General features: G+C 71.3%; 15 protein-coding genes. 10 read left to right on the top strand and 5 right to left on the bottom strand.

The genetic code is table 11. From position 1 onward, the window contains the following. Nucleotides 1–93: 93 nt before the first annotated feature. From IF67_RS0123355 to IF67_RS0123365, 3 genes are all read left to right on the top strand, one after another. A complete protein-coding gene (locus tag IF67_RS0123355; RefSeq protein ID WP_030988694.1) occupies nucleotides 94–825 on the top strand; it encodes a VIT1/CCC1 transporter family protein in 732 nt (243 codons plus the stop codon). A 289-nt stretch (nucleotides 826–1,114) separates the two neighbouring features. After that, nucleotides 1,115–5,728, top strand: a complete 4,614-nt coding sequence (gltB, locus tag IF67_RS0123360) for a glutamate synthase large subunit (RefSeq protein ID WP_051818484.1) — start codon at nucleotides 1,115–1,117, stop codon at nucleotides 5,726–5,728. Beyond that, nucleotides 5,721–7,181, top strand: coding sequence for a glutamate synthase subunit beta (locus tag IF67_RS0123365; RefSeq protein WP_030988697.1), 1,461 nt, complete (start codon nucleotides 5,721–5,723; stop codon nucleotides 7,179–7,181). The genes gltB and IF67_RS0123365 overlap by 8 nt, the downstream gene beginning before the upstream one ends. A gap of 126 nt (nucleotides 7,182–7,307) precedes the next feature. Here IF67_RS0123365 and IF67_RS0123370 read toward each other — a convergent pair whose 3' ends face one another. Next, nucleotides 7,308–7,880 carry a hypothetical protein gene (locus IF67_RS0123370; protein ID WP_030988699.1) on the bottom strand — a complete coding sequence of 191 codons (573 nt, stop codon included), beginning with the start codon at nucleotides 7,878–7,880 and terminating at the stop codon, nucleotides 7,308–7,310. 67 nt (nucleotides 7,881–7,947) lie between these two features. Here IF67_RS0123370 and IF67_RS0123375 point away from each other — a divergent pair, with 67 nt between their 5' ends. Further along, the gene (locus IF67_RS0123375) at nucleotides 7,948–8,709 is read left to right on the top strand and encodes an ArsR/SmtB family transcription factor (RefSeq protein WP_030988702.1); all 762 of its coding nucleotides are present in this window, start codon (nucleotides 7,948–7,950) and stop codon (nucleotides 8,707–8,709) included. A 13-nt stretch (nucleotides 8,710–8,722) separates the two neighbouring features. On the opposite strand, the gene IF67_RS0123380 is transcribed toward IF67_RS0123375, so the two are convergent. Then, a complete protein-coding gene (locus IF67_RS0123380; RefSeq protein ID WP_030988704.1) occupies nucleotides 8,723–9,304 on the bottom strand; it encodes a MarR family winged helix-turn-helix transcriptional regulator in 582 nt (193 codons plus the stop codon). 80 nt (nucleotides 9,305–9,384) lie between these two features. On the opposite strand from IF67_RS0123380, the gene IF67_RS0123385 reads away from it, so the two are divergent. Further along, a complete protein-coding gene (locus IF67_RS0123385; protein WP_030988706.1) occupies nucleotides 9,385–10,107 on the top strand; it encodes an SDR family NAD(P)-dependent oxidoreductase in 723 nt (240 codons plus the stop codon). A 40-nt stretch (nucleotides 10,108–10,147) separates the two neighbouring features. Here IF67_RS0123385 and IF67_RS0123390 read toward each other — a convergent pair whose 3' ends face one another. Both IF67_RS0123390 and IF67_RS0123395 read right to left on the bottom strand, forming a co-directional pair. Continuing rightward, nucleotides 10,148–10,624, bottom strand: a complete 477-nt coding sequence (locus IF67_RS0123390) for a PPOX class F420-dependent oxidoreductase (protein ID WP_030988708.1) — start codon at nucleotides 10,622–10,624, stop codon at nucleotides 10,148–10,150. 99 nt (nucleotides 10,625–10,723) lie between these two features. Beyond that, entirely contained in the window at nucleotides 10,724–11,212 is a 489-nt protein-coding gene (locus tag IF67_RS0123395) for a hypothetical protein (protein ID WP_030988710.1), read from the bottom strand. Between the two features lie 180 nt (nucleotides 11,213–11,392). Between IF67_RS0123395 and IF67_RS0123400 the strand changes: the two genes are divergently transcribed. Next, nucleotides 11,393–12,127, top strand: coding sequence for an MBL fold metallo-hydrolase (locus tag IF67_RS0123400; RefSeq protein ID WP_030988712.1), 735 nt, complete (start codon nucleotides 11,393–11,395; stop codon nucleotides 12,125–12,127). A gap of 396 nt (nucleotides 12,128–12,523) precedes the next feature. Beyond that, nucleotides 12,524–13,219, top strand: a complete 696-nt coding sequence (locus IF67_RS0123405) for an alpha/beta fold hydrolase (protein ID WP_030988713.1) — start codon at nucleotides 12,524–12,526, stop codon at nucleotides 13,217–13,219. Between the two features lie 52 nt (nucleotides 13,220–13,271). Here the strand turns inward: IF67_RS0123405 and IF67_RS0123410 are convergent, their stop codons facing one another. Further along, on the bottom strand, nucleotides 13,272–14,168 hold the full coding sequence (locus tag IF67_RS0123410; protein ID WP_030988715.1) for a hypothetical protein: 897 nt from the start codon (nucleotides 14,166–14,168) through the stop codon (nucleotides 13,272–13,274). A gap of 265 nt (nucleotides 14,169–14,433) precedes the next feature. On the opposite strand from IF67_RS0123410, the gene IF67_RS0123415 reads away from it, so the two are divergent. From IF67_RS0123415 to IF67_RS0123425, 3 genes are all read left to right on the top strand, one after another. Beyond that, on the top strand, nucleotides 14,434–15,240 hold the full coding sequence (locus IF67_RS0123415; protein WP_030988717.1) for a S1 family peptidase: 807 nt from the start codon (nucleotides 14,434–14,436) through the stop codon (nucleotides 15,238–15,240). Between the two features lie 209 nt (nucleotides 15,241–15,449). Beyond that, nucleotides 15,450–15,626, top strand: coding sequence for a hypothetical protein (locus tag IF67_RS43840; RefSeq protein ID WP_158713147.1), 177 nt, complete (start codon nucleotides 15,450–15,452; stop codon nucleotides 15,624–15,626). Between the two features lie 121 nt (nucleotides 15,627–15,747). Continuing rightward, a complete protein-coding gene (locus IF67_RS0123425; RefSeq protein WP_030988719.1) occupies nucleotides 15,748–16,428 on the top strand; it encodes a response regulator transcription factor in 681 nt (226 codons plus the stop codon). The last annotated feature ends 108 nt before the right edge of the window (nucleotides 16,429–16,536 follow it).

Genomic DNA, 16,536 nt, shown 5'->3' on the forward strand with positions numbered 1-16,536 from the left:
GGGTAATGGGCGCATAACTTCGAGGTGTTGGAGGGGGAAGTGCCGCCATCGGCCCACACCTCGATGCAGGGAGTAGGTACCGATATGTCCGTCATGGAGATCATGGATGCGGCGGCGCCGACGCATGTGGCCCACCGCGACAACCACACCCACCGCGATGTGAACGGCGGCTGGCTGCGCCCCGCCGTCTTCGGCGCGATGGACGGGCTGGTCTCGAACCTCGCCCTGATGACGGGTGTCGCCGGCGGTGCGCTGTCGCAGCAGACGATCATCATCACCGGCCTCGCGGGCCTGGCCGCCGGCGCGTTCTCGATGGCCGCGGGGGAGTACACCTCGGTCGCCTCGCAGCGTGAGCTGGTGCAGGCCGAGCTGGATATCGAGCGGTCCGAGCTGCGCAAGTACCCGGCCGACGAGCTGGACGAGCTGGCGGCCCTCTATGTCTCACGCGGGGTCGAGCCGGCGCTCGCCCGGCGGGTCGCGGAACAGCTCTCCCGGGACCCCGAGCAGGCCCTGGAGATCCATGCCCGCGAGGAGTTGGGCATCGACCCGTCCGACCTTCCTTCGCCCACCGTGGCCGCGCTCTCCTCCTTCGGATCCTTTGCGCTGGGCGCGCTGCTGCCTGTCCTTCCCTACCTGCTGGGGGCATCCGCCATCTGGCCCGCGGTGCTGCTCGCGCTGGTCGGACTGTTTGCCTGCGGGGCGGTCGTGGCGCGGGTGACGGCACGTTCCTGGTGGTTCAGCGGGCTGCGCCAGCTGGCCCTCGGCGGCGCCGCGGCGGGTGTGACGTACGCCCTGGGAGCGCTGTTCGGAACCGTCGTAGGGTGACGTGTCATGCGGGTGACTGCATAATTACCGCGTTACCCAGCGGTTTCGGTTTGTTGACGACCGGGCATAAGGCCCAGGCGTCGCGGGCAATGTCGCTCGGCGAACGCCGCCTTGCAGGACGGCGCAGATTCCGTCCGCGTACTGACTCACCGCATGCGCGGTGTCCGCATGTTGGAAGCCCCTTTTCGCTTTTCGAGAAGGGAGCGATCCTGTAACCTGCACGAAATTTCGCGGAGGGCCAACGTCGTCCCTCGGCAATGCCTATGCCACGACGACGTTGGGAGAGCCGATGCGTTTCGCGTCCACGCACTCCGCGACCACCAGCAGCGCCAGCGCCGCCGCCTGGTCGCCCATGGACGGCCGCCCCGCCCAGCAGGGGATGTACGACCCCCGCAATGAGCACGACGCCTGTGGCGTCGGCTTTGTGGCCACCCTCACCGGCGAGGCCAGCCACGCACTGGTCGAGCAGGCACTGACCGTCCTGACGAATCTGGAGCACCGCGGTGCCACCGGCTCCGAGCCCGACTCGGGTGACGGCGCGGGCATCCTGCTCCAGGTGCCGGACGCGTTTCTTCGCGAGAACGTCACCTTCGAGCTGCCCGAGGCCGGCGCCTACGCCGTCGGCATCGCCTTCCTGCCGTCCGATGCCCAGGAAGCGGCCGACGCCGTCTCACGCATCGAGACGATCGCCGGTGAAGAAGGCCTGGACGTCATCGGCTGGCGGGTGGTCCCGGTCGCCCCGCAGCTGCTGGGCAACGGCGCCCGCGCCACCATGCCCGCCTTCTCCCAGATCTTCGTGAGCGACGGTGAGAACACCGGTCTGGCGCTGGACCGCAAGGCCTTCGCGCTGCGCAAGCGCGCCGAGCGCGAGGCCGGGGTCTACTTCCCCTCGCTGTCCGCCCGGACGATTGTCTACAAGGGCATGCTGACCACCGGCCAGCTGGAGCCCTTCTTCCCGGACCTGTCCGACCGCCGCTTCGCCACCGCCATCGCGCTGGTCCACTCGCGGTTCTCCACCAACACCTTCCCGAGCTGGCCGCTCGCCCACCCGTACCGCTTCGTCGCGCACAACGGCGAGATCAACACGGTCAAGGGCAACCGCAACTGGATGCGGGCCCGCGAGTCCCAGCTCGCCTCGAAGCTCTTCGGTGCGGACAACGCCGAGCAGCTGGACCGGCTGTTCCCGGTCTGTACCGCGGACGCCTCCGACTCCGCCTCCTTCGACGAGGTCCTGGAGCTGCTCCACCTCGGCGGCCGCTCGCTGCCGCACTCCGTGCTGATGATGGTCCCCGAGGCGTGGGAGAACTCCCCCTCCATGGACCCGGCCCGGCGCGCCTTCTACCAGTACCACTCCACGATGATGGAGCCCTGGGACGGCCCGGCCTGTGTCACCTTCACCGACGGCATCCAGGTCGGCGCGGTCCTCGACCGCAACGGTCTGCGCCCCGGCCGCTACTGGGTCACCGACGACGGCCTGGTCGTGCTCTCCTCCGAGGTCGGCGTCCTGGACATCGACCCCGCCAAGGTCGTCCGCAAGGGCCGCCTCCAGCCCGGCCGGATGTTCCTCGTGGACACCGCCGAGCACCGCATCATCGAGGACGACGAGATCAAGGCGCAGCTCGCCGCCGAGCAGCCCTACCAGGAGTGGCTGGACTCCGGCCTGATCGAGCTCGCGGACCTGCCCGAGCGTGAGCACATCGTGCACACCCACGCCTCGGTCACCCGCCGCCAGCAGACCTTCGGCTACACCGAGGAAGAGCTGCGCGTCATCCTCGCGCCGATGGCCAAGGCCGGCGCCGAGCCCATCGGCTCGATGGGCACCGACTCGCCGATCGCCGCGCTCTCCGAGCGTCCCCGGCTGCTCTTCGACTACTTCACCCAGCTCTTCGCGCAGGTCACCAACCCGCCGCTGGACGCCATCCGCGAGGAGCTCGTCACCTCGCTGATCTCCTCCCTCGGCCCCCAGGGCAACCTCCTGGAGCCGAGCGCGTCCTCCTGCCGCAGCGTGACCCTGCCGTTCCCGGTCATCGACAACGACGAGCTGGCCAAGCTCGTGCACATCAACGCCGACGGCGACATGCCCGGCATGAAGGCCGTGACCCTCTCCGGCCTCTACCGGGTCTCCGGCGGCGGCGAGTCGCTGGCCGCCCGGATCGAGGAGATCTGCGCCGAGGCCGACGCCGCCATCGACGACGGCGCCCGGCTGATCGTGCTCTCCGACCGCCACTCCGACGCCGAGCACGCGCCGATCCCGTCGCTGCTGCTCACCGCCGCGGTCCACCACCACCTCATCGGCACCAAGGAGCGCACCCAGGTGGGTCTGCTCGTCGAGGCCGGCGATGTGCGCGAGGTGCACCACGTCGCGCTGCTCATCGGCTTCGGTGCCGCCGCGGTCAACCCGTACCTGGCCATGGAGTCGGTCGAGGACCTGGTCCGCGCCGGCACCTTCCTGCCCGGTGTCGAGGCCGAGACCGCCATCAAGAACCTCATCAAGGCGCTCGGCAAGGGCGTCCTGAAGGTCATGTCCAAGATGGGCATCTCGACCGTCGCCTCCTACCGGGGCGCGCAGGTCTTCGAGGCCGTCGGCCTGGACGAGGCGTTCGTCGAGAAGTACTTCCACGGCACCGCCACCAAGATCGGCGGCGCCGGCCTGGATGTCATCGCCAAGGAGGTCGCGGCGCGGCACGCCAAGGCCTACCCGGTCTCCGGCATCGCGGCCACGCACCGCGCGCTGGACATCGGCGGCGAGTACCAGTGGCGCCGCGAGGGCGAGCCGCACCTCTTCGACCCGGACACCGTCTTCCGGCTCCAGCACTCCACCCGCTCGCGCCGCTACGACATCTTCAAGCAGTACACCGAGCGGGTGAACGAGCAGTCCGAGCGGCTCATGACGCTGCGCGGCCTGTTCTCCTTCGCCTCCGAGCGCTCCTCGATCCCGATCGAGGAGGTCGAGCCGGCGTCCGAGATCGTCAAGCGCTTCTCCACCGGCGCCATGTCGTACGGCTCCATCTCGCAGGAGGCGCACGAGACCCTCGCCATCGCCATGAACCAGCTGGGCGGCAAGTCCAACACCGGTGAGGGCGGCGAGGACCCCGACCGTCTCTACGACCCGGCGCGCCGCTCGTCCATCAAGCAGGTCGCCTCCGGCCGCTTCGGTGTGACGTCCGAGTACCTGGTCAACGCCGACGACATCCAGATCAAGATGGCCCAGGGCGCCAAGCCCGGCGAGGGCGGCCAGCTGCCCGGCCACAAGGTCTACCCGTGGGTCGCCAAGACCCGGCACTCCACCCCGGGCGTCGGCCTGATCTCCCCGCCGCCGCACCACGACATCTACTCCATCGAGGACCTGGCCCAGCTGATCCACGACCTCAAGAACGCCAACCCGCAGGCCCGCATCCACGTGAAGCTGGTCTCCGAGGTCGGCGTCGGCACGGTCGCCGCGGGTGTCTCCAAGGCGCACGCGGACGTGGTCCTGATCTCCGGCCACGACGGCGGTACGGGTGCCTCCCCGCTCACCTCGCTCAAGCACGCGGGCGGCCCCTGGGAGCTCGGCCTGGCCGAGACCCAGCAGACGCTGCTGCTCAACGGCCTGCGCGACCGGATCGTGGTGCAGACCGACGGCCAGCTCAAGACCGGCCGCGATGTTGTCATCGCCGCCCTGCTGGGGGCCGAGGAGTACGGCTTCGCGACCGCACCGCTGGTCGTCTCCGGCTGCATCATGATGCGGGTGTGCCACCTGGACACCTGCCCGGTCGGCATCGCCACCCAGAACCCGGCGCTGCGCGAGCGGTTCAGCGGCAAGGCCGAGTACATCGTCAACTTCTTCCAGTTCATCGCGGAAGAGGTCCGGGAGATCCTCGCCGAGCTGGGCTTCCGCAGCCTGCGCGAGGCCATCGGCCATGCCGATCTGCTGAACACCTCCCGCGCCGTGAAGCACTGGAAGGCGCAGGGCCTGGACCTGGCCCCGCTGCTGCACGTCCCCGAGCTGGCCGAGGGCGCCGTCCGTCACCAGGTCATCGAGCAGGACCACGGCCTGGAGAAGGCGCTCGACAACGAGCTGATCAAGCTCGCCGCCGACGCGCTGGCCGCGGACACCGCCGAGGACGCCCAGCCGGTCCGCGCGCAGATCGCGATCCGGAACATCAACCGGACCGTCGGCACCATGCTCGGCCATGAGGTCACCAAGAAGTTCGGTGGCGCCGGCCTGCCCGACGACACCATCGACATCACCTTCACCGGCTCGGCCGGCCAGTCCTTCGGCGCGTTCCTGCCGCGCGGCGTCACGCTGCGCCTGGAGGGCGACGCCAACGACTACGTCGGCAAGGGCCTGTCCGGCGGCCGGGTCGTCGTCCGCCCGGACCGCGGCGCCGACCACCTCGCCGAGTACTCCACCATCGCCGGCAACACCCTCGCCTACGGCGCCACCGGCGGCGAGCTGTACCTGCGCGGCCGGGTCGGCGAGCGCTTCTGCGTCCGTAACTCCGGTGCCACGGTGGTCTCCGAGGGCGTCGGCGACCACGGCTGCGAGTACATGACCGGCGGCAACGCGGTCGTGCTGGGCGAGACGGGCCGCAACTTCGCGGCCGGTATGTCCGGCGGCTTCGCCTACGTCATCGACCTCGACAAGGCCAACGTCAACAAGGAGCTCGTCGACGCGGTGAACGCGCTGGACGACACCGACAAGCAGTGGCTGCACGACGTCGTGCGCCGCCACCAGGAGGAGACCGGCTCCACCGTCGCCGCCAAGCTCCTCGCCGACTGGGATGCCGCAGCCGCGCGCTTCAGCAAGGTCATCCCGCCCACCTACCAGGCAGTGCTCGTCGCCAAGGACGCCGCTGAGCAGGCCGGACTCTCCGAGTCCGAGACCCACGAGAAGATGATGGAGGCGGCGACCAATGGCTGACCCCAAGGGCTTCCTGAACCACGAGCGCGAGATCGCCAAGACCCGCCCCGTCGAGGAGCGCGTCAAGGACTGGAACGAGGTCTACCAGCCCGGCTCCCTGCTGCCGATCATCAGCAAGCAGGCGTCGCGCTGCATGGACTGCGGTATTCCGTTCTGCCACAACGGCTGCCCGCTCGGAAACCTCATCCCCGAGTGGAACGACTACGCCTACCGCGAGGACTGGACCGAGGCCAGCGAGCGGCTGCACGCGACCAACAACTTCCCGGAGTTCACCGGTCGTCTGTGCCCCGCGCCCTGTGAGGCCGCCTGTGTGCTGGGGATCAACCAGCCGCCGGTGACCATCAAGAACGTCGAGGTCTCCATCATCGACAAGGCGTGGGACAACGGGGACGTCACCCCGCAGCCGCCCGAGCGCCTCTCCGGCAAGACCGTCGCCGTCATCGGCTCCGGCCCGGCCGGGCTCGCCGCCGCCCAGCAGCTGACCCGGGCCGGCCACACCGTCGCCGTCTACGAGCGCGCGGACCGTATCGGCGGCCTTCTCCGCTACGGCATCCCCGAGTTCAAGATGGAGAAGCGCCACATCAACCGCCGCATCGAGCAGATGCGCGCGGAGGGCACCAAGTTCCGTACGGAGGTGGAGATCGGCCGGGACCTCGACGCCAAGAAGCTGCGCAAGCGCTACGACGCCGTGGTCATCGCCGCCGGTGCCACCACCTCCCGCGATCTGCCGGTGCCCGGCCGTGAGCTGAACGGCATCCACTTCGCGATGGAGTACCTCCCGCTCGCCAACAAGGTGCAGGAGGGGGACCTGACGGTCGCCCCGATCAGCGCCGACGGCAAGCACGTGGTTGTCATCGGCGGCGGCGACACCGGCGCGGACTGCGTCGGCACCGCCCACCGCCAGGGCGCGGCCTCCGTCACCCAGCTGGAGATCATGGGCAAGCCGGGCGACGAGCGGAACCCGAACCAGCCCTGGCCGACCTTCCCGATGCTCTACAAGGTCACCTCCGCGCACGAGGAGGGCGGGGAGCGGCTCTACTCCGTCTCCACCACCCACTTCGAGGGCGACGAGGACGGCAACGTCCAGTACCTGCACCTGACCGAGGTGGAGTTCAAGGACGGCCGCCCGGAGCCGAAGCCCGGCACCGAGCGGAAGATCCCGGCCCAGCTGGTCACCCTCGCCATGGGCTTCACCGGCACCGACCGGGAGAACGGCCTGGTCGAGCAGTTCGGTCTGGAGCTCGACGAGCGCGGCAACGTCGCCCGCGACGCGGACTTCGCCACCAACGTCCCCGGCGTGTACGTCGCCGGTGACGCCGGCCGCGGCCAGTCCCTGATCGTGTGGGCCATCGCCGAGGGCCGTTCCGCGGCCAAGGGCGTGGACCGCTTCCTGACCGGAGCCAGCGCCCTGCCGGCTCCCATCAAGCCGACGGATCGCGCACTGACCGTGTGACCGTCCCCTGATGTCCCGTACAACGTCGTACGGAACAGCCGCGGCGCCTGTCCCCCTCCCCCGACCGGGAGGGCAGGCGCCGCGGATTTTTGCCGTGGAGCGCTCCACCCGAGCGTCCCCGGCGTCCTAGGAGCCGCCGCTTCCGGCGGGGTAGCGCCGTCCCAACTGCCGTGCCATCTCCCGGGCGGGCGCCGGCACGGCCTGCGGCGGGGGAGTGCCCGACGGCCGGAAATCATGCACCGGCGGAAGCCACGCCCCCAGGTCGATCCGCCGGTCGCTCAGCGGCAGCACCCACCGCGGATCGGCATGCACCCGCAGCACCTGTGCCTCGATCTGCGTCCACGCCCCGTCCGTGACCGTCCGCTCCCCGAGCCGGCGCGCCTCCAACTGCACCGGACAGTGCACCAGTCGGGGCGGCCGCACCAGCTCGGACGGCTCCGTCCACGGTGCCTCCGTGGAGCCGGGCAGGGCGCTCGTCCCCTCCTCGGACCCCGTCCCGTCCGGCGGCAGATTGAAGACCACGTCCGGGCGTACCGCGAGATTCTGCGCGGTGCGGCCACGGGCCGGCAGCCAGACGCTGACGACCGGTCCGAGCTCCCACCGGATGCGCAGCTCGACCAGCACGAAGGTGCCGTCGTCGTTCTCCGTGGACAGCAGCGCCGGGGTGACCGAACTGCTCTTCTCCAGCGCGCCTTTCATGGACCCGAGGATAGAAGCCGGTTGATTCGGTGCTCACCGAAATGTTATGAGAGGTTACTCTGTGTACATGAAACGATGGGACGCCGATCAGGAAAGCGTCGCGGAGACCCCCGATCTGGCCGCCCTCGCGGCGCTGCTCGCGGACCGTACCCGTGCCGCCATCTGCATGGCCCTGCTCGACGGCGGCAGCTGGACCGCCGGTGAACTGGCCGAATTCGCCGCGGTGGCGCCGTCCACCACCACCGAGCACCTCAACCTCCTGGTCGCCGGGGGCCTGCTGGCCGAGGAGCGCCAGGGGCGGCGGCGCTACGTACGCCTGGCCGGACCGGAGACCGCGGAAATCCTGGAGAACCTCGCCGGGCTGGCCCCCTACCGCCGGGTCCCGGTCCGCTCCCTGGCCGAGGCCCATCACCGCAGAGCCCTGCACCACGCCCGCACGTGCTACGACCACATCGCCGGTGCGCTCGGCGTCGCCATCGCCGAGGCGATGACCGAACGCGGCTTGCTGGGACGGGACTACGGCCTGGTGCTGACCGGTGCCGGCGCCACCTGGCTGACCGCCCTCGGCATCCCCGACACCGACCCCGCGGCCGCCCACCGGGCCCATGTCCGCACCTGCCTGGACTGGACGGTGCGCCGCCGGCATCTCTCCGGCGCGGTCGGCGCCGCCCTCTACCGCCACGCCCTGGAACACGGCTGGATCGTCAAGGCCGTTGCCACCCGCATCCTCACCGTCACCGCGCCGGGCCGCACGGCCTTCCGCGCCCAGCTCGGCCTGCCCGACGACGCGCTCTTCCCCTCCCTCGCCCTCTCCGCTCCCCGCGCCTGACCGGTCAGGGCGCTCAGTCCGCGCCGACCTGGCCGATCCGGTCATCGCCGAGCTTGCGCTGGGTGTCCTGGAGCAGGATCCGCAGCAGGCCGGCGAGCTGCTCCTGCTGCCCGGGGGTCAGGCCGTCGATCAACTCGGCCTCGCGGTAGAGCACTTGGTCGACTGTGGACTCGACCAGCTCATGGCCGGCCGGGGTCAGTTCGACCAGGACCGCCCGCGGGCGGCCCTCGCCGGGCCGCCGGGCGACCAGCCCCTCGCGCTCGGCGCGGGCCACCCGCTGGGAGACCGCCCCCGCGGTGATCAGGGAGCGGTGGCCGAGCTCACGGGTGGTGAGGGTGTAGGGCTCGCCGCTGCGGCGCAGCACACTGAGCAGATCGAGAGTGGCCGGGTCCATCCCGGCGCGGGCCAGCACCCGCCGTCGGTCGTCGCCCAGCAGCTTCGCCAGCTGCCAGATCGGTGTCACGATGCCGATCGAGGAGACCGGTGTGCCGGGGCGCTCACGCTCCCAGGCGGCGGCGATCTCCTCGACGGGGTACGAGGAGGCGCGGGGTGCCGGCTGGCCGCAGTCGTCCTTCGCCTCGAATTCTCTTGCCACGGGCCCTCCCGGCGATGTTATGTTCAGCTCTAAATTCAGCTCTAAATTTAGAGCTGAACGTGATGGACGGAGTTCAGCATATGTCACGCACCATCCTGATCACCGGCGGTGGAACCGGCATCGGACGCGCCGTTGCCCACCACTTCGCGGACGCCGGTGACGACGTCCTCGTCACCGGCAGGCGCACCGGGCCCCTGGAGGAGACCGCGGCCGCCCGCCGCACCGTCCGTCCGCTGGCGTGCGACCACACCGACCCCCGGGCGCTCGCCGAGCTGCTCGCCGAACTCCCCGAGCGGATCGACGTCCTGGTCAACAACGCCGGCGGCAACACCGACCTGGACGCGGACGGAGCCGACGACCTGGCGGCCTACGCCCGGAACTTCCGCGCCAACCTCGACGCCAACCTGCTCAGCGCCGCGCTGACCACCAAGGCGCTGGACGGCCGGCTCGCGGCCGGCGGCGCGGTGGTCCAGATCGGGTCGATCGCCGCCGACCAGGGGGGCGGCGCCTATGGAGCGGCCAAGGCCGGGCTCGCCTCCTGGAACGTCGAGCTGTCCCGGATCCTCGGCCCCCGCGACATCACCGCCAACGTCGTCTCGCCCGGCTATATCGCCGGCACCGACTTCTTCCGTGACCGGCTCACCGACGAGCGCCGCGACCGCCTGGTGGCCGCCTCGGCGGTGGGCCGCCCGGGGTCCCCGGACGACATCGCGGGGACCGTGGCCTTCCTGGCGTCACCGGCGGCCCGGCACCTCACCGGCCAGGTACTGAACGTCAACGGCGGTACCCGCACCACCCGTTGACGCGCGCCCGGCCGGTGCGCGGGACTCGCGGCGGGGCGGGTCAGGAGTCGCCGTCCTCCGCGAGCCGGGCCGGGAAACCGCCGGTCGCGACCGGCCCCCAGCGCAGCGGCGTCACCCGGATCAGCGACTTGCCCTGCTTGCGCATCGCCTCCCGGTACTCGTCCCAGTCCGGGTGCTCCCCGGCGATGTTGCGGTAGTACTCGACGAGCGGCTCGATCGAATCCGGGGTGTCGACGACCTCGGCCTCGCCGTCGATCTGCACCCACGGGCCGTTCCATTCGTCGGACAGCACGATGACGCTGACCGACGAGACCCGGCGGGCGTTACGGACCTTGGCGCGCTCCGGATACGTCGACATGACCAACCGCCCGGAGTCGTCCACCCCGCAGGTCAGCGGCGAGCCCTGCGGGGTGCCGTCGCTGCGGCGGGTGAGCAGGATCGCACGATGACGGGGGCGGACGAACTCCAGCAGCTCGGGCAGCTCGACACGGGTGTTGCTGGCGATGGAAGGGCTCATACGGCGAGCCTAGGGGGTGTCTCCCCGAACTCCGTGGAGCAGCCTGCGACGCCTGGCACCGCAGGCTGCTCCACGGAGGTCAGACGCCGGTCCCGCCCCTCAGTCCTTGAGGAGCTGCTTGCCGGTCGCCGCGTCCACGACCTTGCGGCCGTCCAGCGCGCTCTTGAGGTGCACCGTCACCTTGTCGGTGGCCAGCTGCTCGGTGCACATCCCCTTGGAGCTCTTCCGCTTGCCCCAGCCGGTGATCACCACCAGGTCCTTCGACTCATGGCTGCGCGCACCGAAGCGCACATCGCAGGCGCTGTGCCCGACGGTGACCGTGATCTCCCGTACGTCCTTCTTCTCGGGGCGCTGGGCGGCGACCAGCGGCAGCAGTGCCTGCTGCCGGCCGTGGACCGGGGAGACCTTCGGCCAGTCCCGCACGATCTGGTCCGCGCGCTGCTCGAACGCATCCTGCTTCTTCGGCGGGGCCGCGGGGGTCACCTTCTGCTGATCCTGGCCACAGCCGGACAGTGCGACGGCGCCGGCCGCCGTCAGCGCGAGCAGGGCGGTGAGGGTACGGGTGCGGGAGAGGTGGGATCCTCGCATGACATGCCTCCTTGTGTCACCGATGGGACGTGCCAGGCGCAAGACAGGTTCCGGCCGCTTTCCGTCGAAGTCTGCGGGGTGGGGAGACGTCCCTCCGACCGGTCCGCCCACGGCATAACCCGGTCAGCCCAGGGCGTAACGGCGGCGGAACCGGGCCGCCCGCCCGTTAGCGTCCGGGCCATGGACGCACCCATCGAAATCACCCCCACCGTCTGGCAACTCCCCTTCCCTGTCGGGCATGTGTATCTCGTCGCCCTCCCCGACGACGGTTACGCGGTGGTCGACACCGGCATCCCCGGCTCGGCCCCCGCCATCCTCGACGCACTGGCCCGGCTCGGCGGCCGGCCCGGACAGCTGCGGCAGATCGTGCTCACCCACTTCCACCTGGACCACATGGGCTCCGCCGCCGACCTGGCCGCGGCCACCGGGGCCCGGGTCCTGGCCGGCGCACAGGAAGTCCCGTACATCCGGGGCGCCGCCCCCGAACCCGCGCCGGCGTTCACCCCCATGGAACGGTCGCTGCACGAAGGGGTCATGGCGGACCTGGCGGCCGCCGGACTCCCGCCGCTGCGCACCACCGAGGTCGATGTCGCCCTGCACGACGGGGACACCCTCGACGGCTGGGGGGAACCGGTACGGGTGCTGCATGTCCCCGGCCACACACCCGGCGGGATCGCCCTGCACCTCCCCGCGAGCCGGCTGCTCTTCCCCGGCGACATCATCGCCACCAGCCCCGACGGCAGCCGCGTCATCCTCGGCCCGGGCAACGTCGCACGCGAGGAGGCCGTCGCGTCCTTCCGCCGGCTCGCCGCCCTCGATGACGTCGACACGGTGTGCGTCCCGCACGGCATACCTCTGCGCACCGGCGTACGGGCCGCACTGGCCGCGGCCACGCCGGAGAAGGACTGGCTGTGAGGGGCGGGGCGGCCAGGGCCCACAGGAGCCGGGCCGGCCGGCCCGGCCGGTGGGTCACGGGCGCGGCGGCGGGGTCCCGGATCAGGGCGGCGACCAGGCGGCCTGCCCGTTCGGGACGTAGGGGACCGTGGCGCGCGAGACCCCGGCGCGGCGGGCAACGGCCGTACCCATAGGGGGAGTTGGGGTGGTCCGTGGGCCGGTCCGGTCGGTCATGCTGCCGGGCGGCCTCGCACAGGGGATTTGTGCGGCGGGTCGGGGCGGGGCGCACCTGCCGCGCCTGTTGACACGTGTAATCTCGCGCGGGTGCGGCCCGGCCCGGGGAACACGGGCCGAGGACCATCGGCAGGCGGAGAGCGCGCGCACCGGAGAGCGCGGGCACCGGAGAGAGGCACGGGCATGCAGCTGCACACCCACGAGTGGGGCACCGGCGAACGGACCGCGGTGCTGGTCCACGGGCTGATGTCCGATCACCGCACCTGGCACCGCGTCGGTCCGGCGCTCGCCGACCGGGGCTACCGGGTCATCGCCGTCGATCTGCGCGGCCACGGCCGCAGCCCGCGCGGCGACTACCACACCGAGCTGTACGCCGAGGACCTCGTGGAGACCCTGCCCGCCGCTCCCGAGGTCGTCGTCGGGCATTCCCTGGGCGGTCTGGCGCTGTCCCTCGCGGTGGAGCGGCTCCAGCCGCGGCGGGCGGTCTACAGCGATCCGGCGTGGGCGTTCCCTCAGTTCCAGGAGCCCGTCGACCCGGCCCTGTTCGTCGCGTTCAAGCGGGCCGACCGGGCGATGCTCCAGACCTTCAATCAACGCTGGAGCGATGTCGATCTCGACATCGAGCTGGCCACGATCGCGGACTGGGACACCGCCACCGCCCTCGCGCTGTCCGCCGTGCACCGGCAGGACCATGTGCCCGAGAAGCCGGTCGTCCCGTCGCTGGTGCAGTTCGCGGGGGAGGGGTTCCTCTTCTCCGAGCAGGCCGCGGCCGAGCTGACCGGCCGCGGCTTCGAGGTCCGTACGGTGCACGGCGTCGGACACACCATCCACCGCGACGACTTCGACGGCTTCATGGCGGGCCTGGAGGGGTGGGTCTAGGGCCTGCCCCGCCGTCCACTGGAGAACATCCAGGGTTTCGGCCGCCGCCCCGTCACGTATCGCAGTCCAGCAGCGTCTTGCACAGCCCGCAGCGTGCCTGGAGCCGGCCGCGGACCGGGACGCGGATCCGCTGGTGGCAGGCGGGGCAGGGGAACGACACCCGCAAGGGCGGCGGGCCCTCGAAGTCGTAGTCGGCGGTGGCGGGCGGCCGGCCGGCGCGCCGCGGATCCTGTGCCGCCCGGCGGTCCTTGGCGTAGCGCAGCCGGGCGGCCCAGCCGGCGGCGGCGAGCGGCGGCCGGCGCGCGTCCTGACGGGCCCGCGCCGCGCCCGCCGTGTACGCGTCGTACGCCTGCGGGCTGGTGAACCACGGCGCCGGGTCCTCGCCGAAGAACTCGGCCCGCTGGGCGAGGACATAGCCGAACTCCTCCGGCGTCAGATAGCCGAGCTTCTGCGAGAACGGGCCGTGCTCGCGGTAGGCGTCGAGCAGCAGCCAGCCCGCGCCGAGGTAGGCGGCGGCGGTGTCGGTGAGGATCTCGTTGTCGCGGGTGCCGGGGAACGACAGGTCCAGGCGGTGCAAGTACACATGCATCACCTCATGGGCCAGCGCGGCGCCGATGTCCTTGCGGTGCTTCTTGAAGCGGTCGTTGAGCTCGATGAAGTACTCGGGACCCGCGGTCAGTTCGACATACGCGGCGTGTTCCATCTCGCGGAAGGTGATCACCACCCGGGCGTCCGGCAGATGCAGCTGCCGCACCATCGCGCGGGCGACCCGCTGCGCCCCCAGATGCAGATCCTCGGTCTCGTCGAAGGCCACATCGACGGGCAGCACGCTGGTGGCAAAGGTGCTCACCGTGTCGTACGACAGGCGTTTGAACAGCGCATGGACGGCCGCACGCACCGTGTCGAGATGGGGGTATCCGTGCTCGATCTCACTGCCGCCCGTGGTCACCCGGCCACTGTACGGGGGGCCGGGAAGGTCCGGTATGGGCCGTACGGGGCCTGTGGGGCAGGGGAGTTGGCTGGATGCGCACCCTTGTCACCCCGATCGGGCAGTCCACATAATCACAGGGCGCTCTACGGACTCATCCCCCACTGGGTCCGGACGCCTTGCGGCGTGCTGCCCTCCTTCCACGCACCTTCTGCGGCGGCCACGTCCGGCTCCGGTGTTGGCATGGGCTCGTCAGCGACGGCAACCCCCCACGAAAGGAAGCCCGTTGCGCAGCTACCGGAAGCACCTCAAGAGAACCACTGCCGCCGGCGCGATCGCCCTGGCCGCCTTCAGCCTTCAGCCCGGTTCGGCCACGGCCGCCCCCTCTCCGGGCCCGTCCGGCTCCGTCCACACCAAGGTCGTCGGCGGCACCAAGGCCGACCAGGGTGAATTCCCCTTCATGGTCCGGCTGTCGATGGGCTGCGGTGGCGCGCTCTACGCCAAGGACATCGTGCTCACCGCGGCGCACTGCGTCGACGGCAGCGGCGACAACACCTCCATCACGGCCACCGCGGGCGTGGTCGATCTGGAGGACTCCGCCGCCGTCAAGGTCAACTCCACCAAAGTCCTTCAGGCCCCCGGCTACAACGGCAAGGGCAAGGACTGGGCGCTGATCAAGCTCGCCAAGCCGATAGACCAGCCCACGCTGAAGATCGCCGAGGACGACAAGCTCAACAACGGCGACTTCACCATCGCCGGCTGGGGCGCCGAGAAGGAAGGCGGCAGCCAGCAGCGCTACCTCCTCAAGGCGACCGTCCCGTTCATCGACGACGCCACCTGCCAGAAGGCCTACGGCGACCAGTTGACGCCCGGCGACGAGATCTGCGCCGGCAAGCTGGACACCGGCGGCGTCGACACCTGCCAGGGTGACTCCGGCGGCCCGATGTTCCGCAAGGACGACGCCGGGCAGTGGCTCCAGGTCGGCATCGTCTCCTGGGGCGAGGGCTGTGCGCGGCCCGGCAAGCCCGGTGTCTACAGCGAGGTGAGCGCCTTCGCTGCGAACATCAAGAAGGCCGCGGGCGAACTGGGCTGACGCGGCACGCACGCGAGGACGAAGGGCCCGGGGAGCCGCTCCCCGGGCCCTTTGCCGGGCCGGAGGTCCCGGACCTTGGTCCCGTCGCCGTACGGCCGTTGGTCCCACCGCCCCGGGACCAAGCTCGTGCTTCCGGCCGGGCCTTGTGCCGTCATGGATGACCGGACGGCCTATGGGCGGGGCCGCGACGGCTCCCTAGCGTGAACGGCATGACCACCGAGCCCCGTACCCGACCCCCGGCACGCGACCGCGACCGCCGTGCGACGGTCCTCGCCACCCTGCTCCTCGCCGCCTCCGCCGCGACCCTCGCCTATGTGCTGCTCGGCGGTCACCACGATGCCGTCGAGCTGCCGGCCGACGCCCCCTCGAACGCGGCCCGGGGCTGATCCGCACGTACCCCGGCGCCGGTCCGGGACGCCGCCCCCGGCCGCGGTTGCGGTCCGCGCGCACCGCCGTTCGGATGGACGGAGCGGGCCCGCGACCCCGAGGGCGCCGAGGAGGAACGACATGCCGATCAGTGTGGTGATCGCGGACGACCAGGAAGTGGTCCGGATGGGCTTCCGGATGGTCCTGGAGAGCCAGCACGACATCCAGGTCCTCGCCGATGTCACCGACGGCGAGGCCGCCCTCGCGGCCGTCGAACGGCTGCGCCCCGATGTGCTGTTGCTGGACATCCGGATGCCCAGGACCGACGGGCTGGAGGTCACCCGCCGGCTGACCGAGCGCGCCGCCGCCCGCCCCGGGCACCGGCCCACCCCAGGGATCGTCATCGTGACCACCTTCGACCTGGACGAATATGTGCACACCGCGCTGCGCGGCGGCGCCTCGGGCTTCCTCCTCAAGGACGCCAGCCCCGCGCTGCTGGTGGAAGCCGTACGGGCCGCCGCCGCCGGCGAGGCACTGCTCTCGCCCGCGATCACCGCCCGGCTGCTGCGCGACATGGTCCCCGCCGCCGGCCGGGGACGGACCGCCCGCACCCCCTCCGAGCCGCTCACCGACCGCGAACGGGACGTCGTCCGCGCGCTGGCCGGCGGCCGGACCAACGCCGAGATCGCCGGCGCCCTCTACCTGTCGCTGTCCACGGTCAAATCCCATCTGGCGAACGTGCAGACCAAGCTGGACGCCCGCAACCGGGTCGAGATCGCCTTCTGGGCCTGGCAGAGCGGTCTGTCCTCCGGCAGCTCGTGAGCACCCCGCGAAGGCCCCCGAAGGCGGCGCGACCCGGGCGGCGGCCGGAGGACGCCCGCCCGGCCGCGCGCAGGAGACCGCCCGGGCGGTGGACCAGGGCCCATCCGC

This window comes from Streptomyces sp. NRRL S-1813, from assembly GCF_000719605.1.
In the GTDB taxonomy this organism is placed as follows: domain Bacteria; phylum Actinomycetota; class Actinomycetes; order Streptomycetales; family Streptomycetaceae; genus Streptomyces; species Streptomyces decoyicus.

Coding starts and splice junctions, on each gene's coding strand:
- IF67_RS0123385 (WP_030988706.1), top strand. CDS start 9,385: ATGTCACGCACCATCCTGATCACCGGCGGTGGAACCGGCATCGGACGC.
- IF67_RS0123365 (WP_030988697.1), top strand. CDS start 5,721: ATGGCTGACCCCAAGGGCTTCCTGAACCACGAGCGCGAGATCGCCAAG.
- IF67_RS43840 (WP_158713147.1), top strand. CDS start 15,450: ATGACCACCGAGCCCCGTACCCGACCCCCGGCACGCGACCGCGACCGC.
- IF67_RS0123375 (WP_030988702.1), top strand. CDS start 7,948: ATGAAACGATGGGACGCCGATCAGGAAAGCGTCGCGGAGACCCCCGAT.
- IF67_RS0123370 (WP_030988699.1), bottom strand. CDS start 7,880: ATGAAAGGCGCGCTGGAGAAGAGCAGTTCGGTCACCCCGGCGCTGCTG.
- IF67_RS0123395 (WP_030988710.1), bottom strand. CDS start 11,212: ATGCGAGGATCCCACCTCTCCCGCACCCGTACCCTCACCGCCCTGCTC.
- IF67_RS0123355 (WP_030988694.1), top strand. CDS start 94: ATGGAGATCATGGATGCGGCGGCGCCGACGCATGTGGCCCACCGCGAC.
- IF67_RS0123425 (WP_030988719.1), top strand. CDS start 15,748: ATGCCGATCAGTGTGGTGATCGCGGACGACCAGGAAGTGGTCCGGATG.
- IF67_RS0123400 (WP_030988712.1), top strand. CDS start 11,393: ATGGACGCACCCATCGAAATCACCCCCACCGTCTGGCAACTCCCCTTC.
- IF67_RS0123390 (WP_030988708.1), bottom strand. CDS start 10,624: ATGAGCCCTTCCATCGCCAGCAACACCCGTGTCGAGCTGCCCGAGCTG.
- gltB (WP_051818484.1), top strand. CDS start 1,115: ATGCGTTTCGCGTCCACGCACTCCGCGACCACCAGCAGCGCCAGCGCC.
- IF67_RS0123405 (WP_030988713.1), top strand. CDS start 12,524: ATGCAGCTGCACACCCACGAGTGGGGCACCGGCGAACGGACCGCGGTG.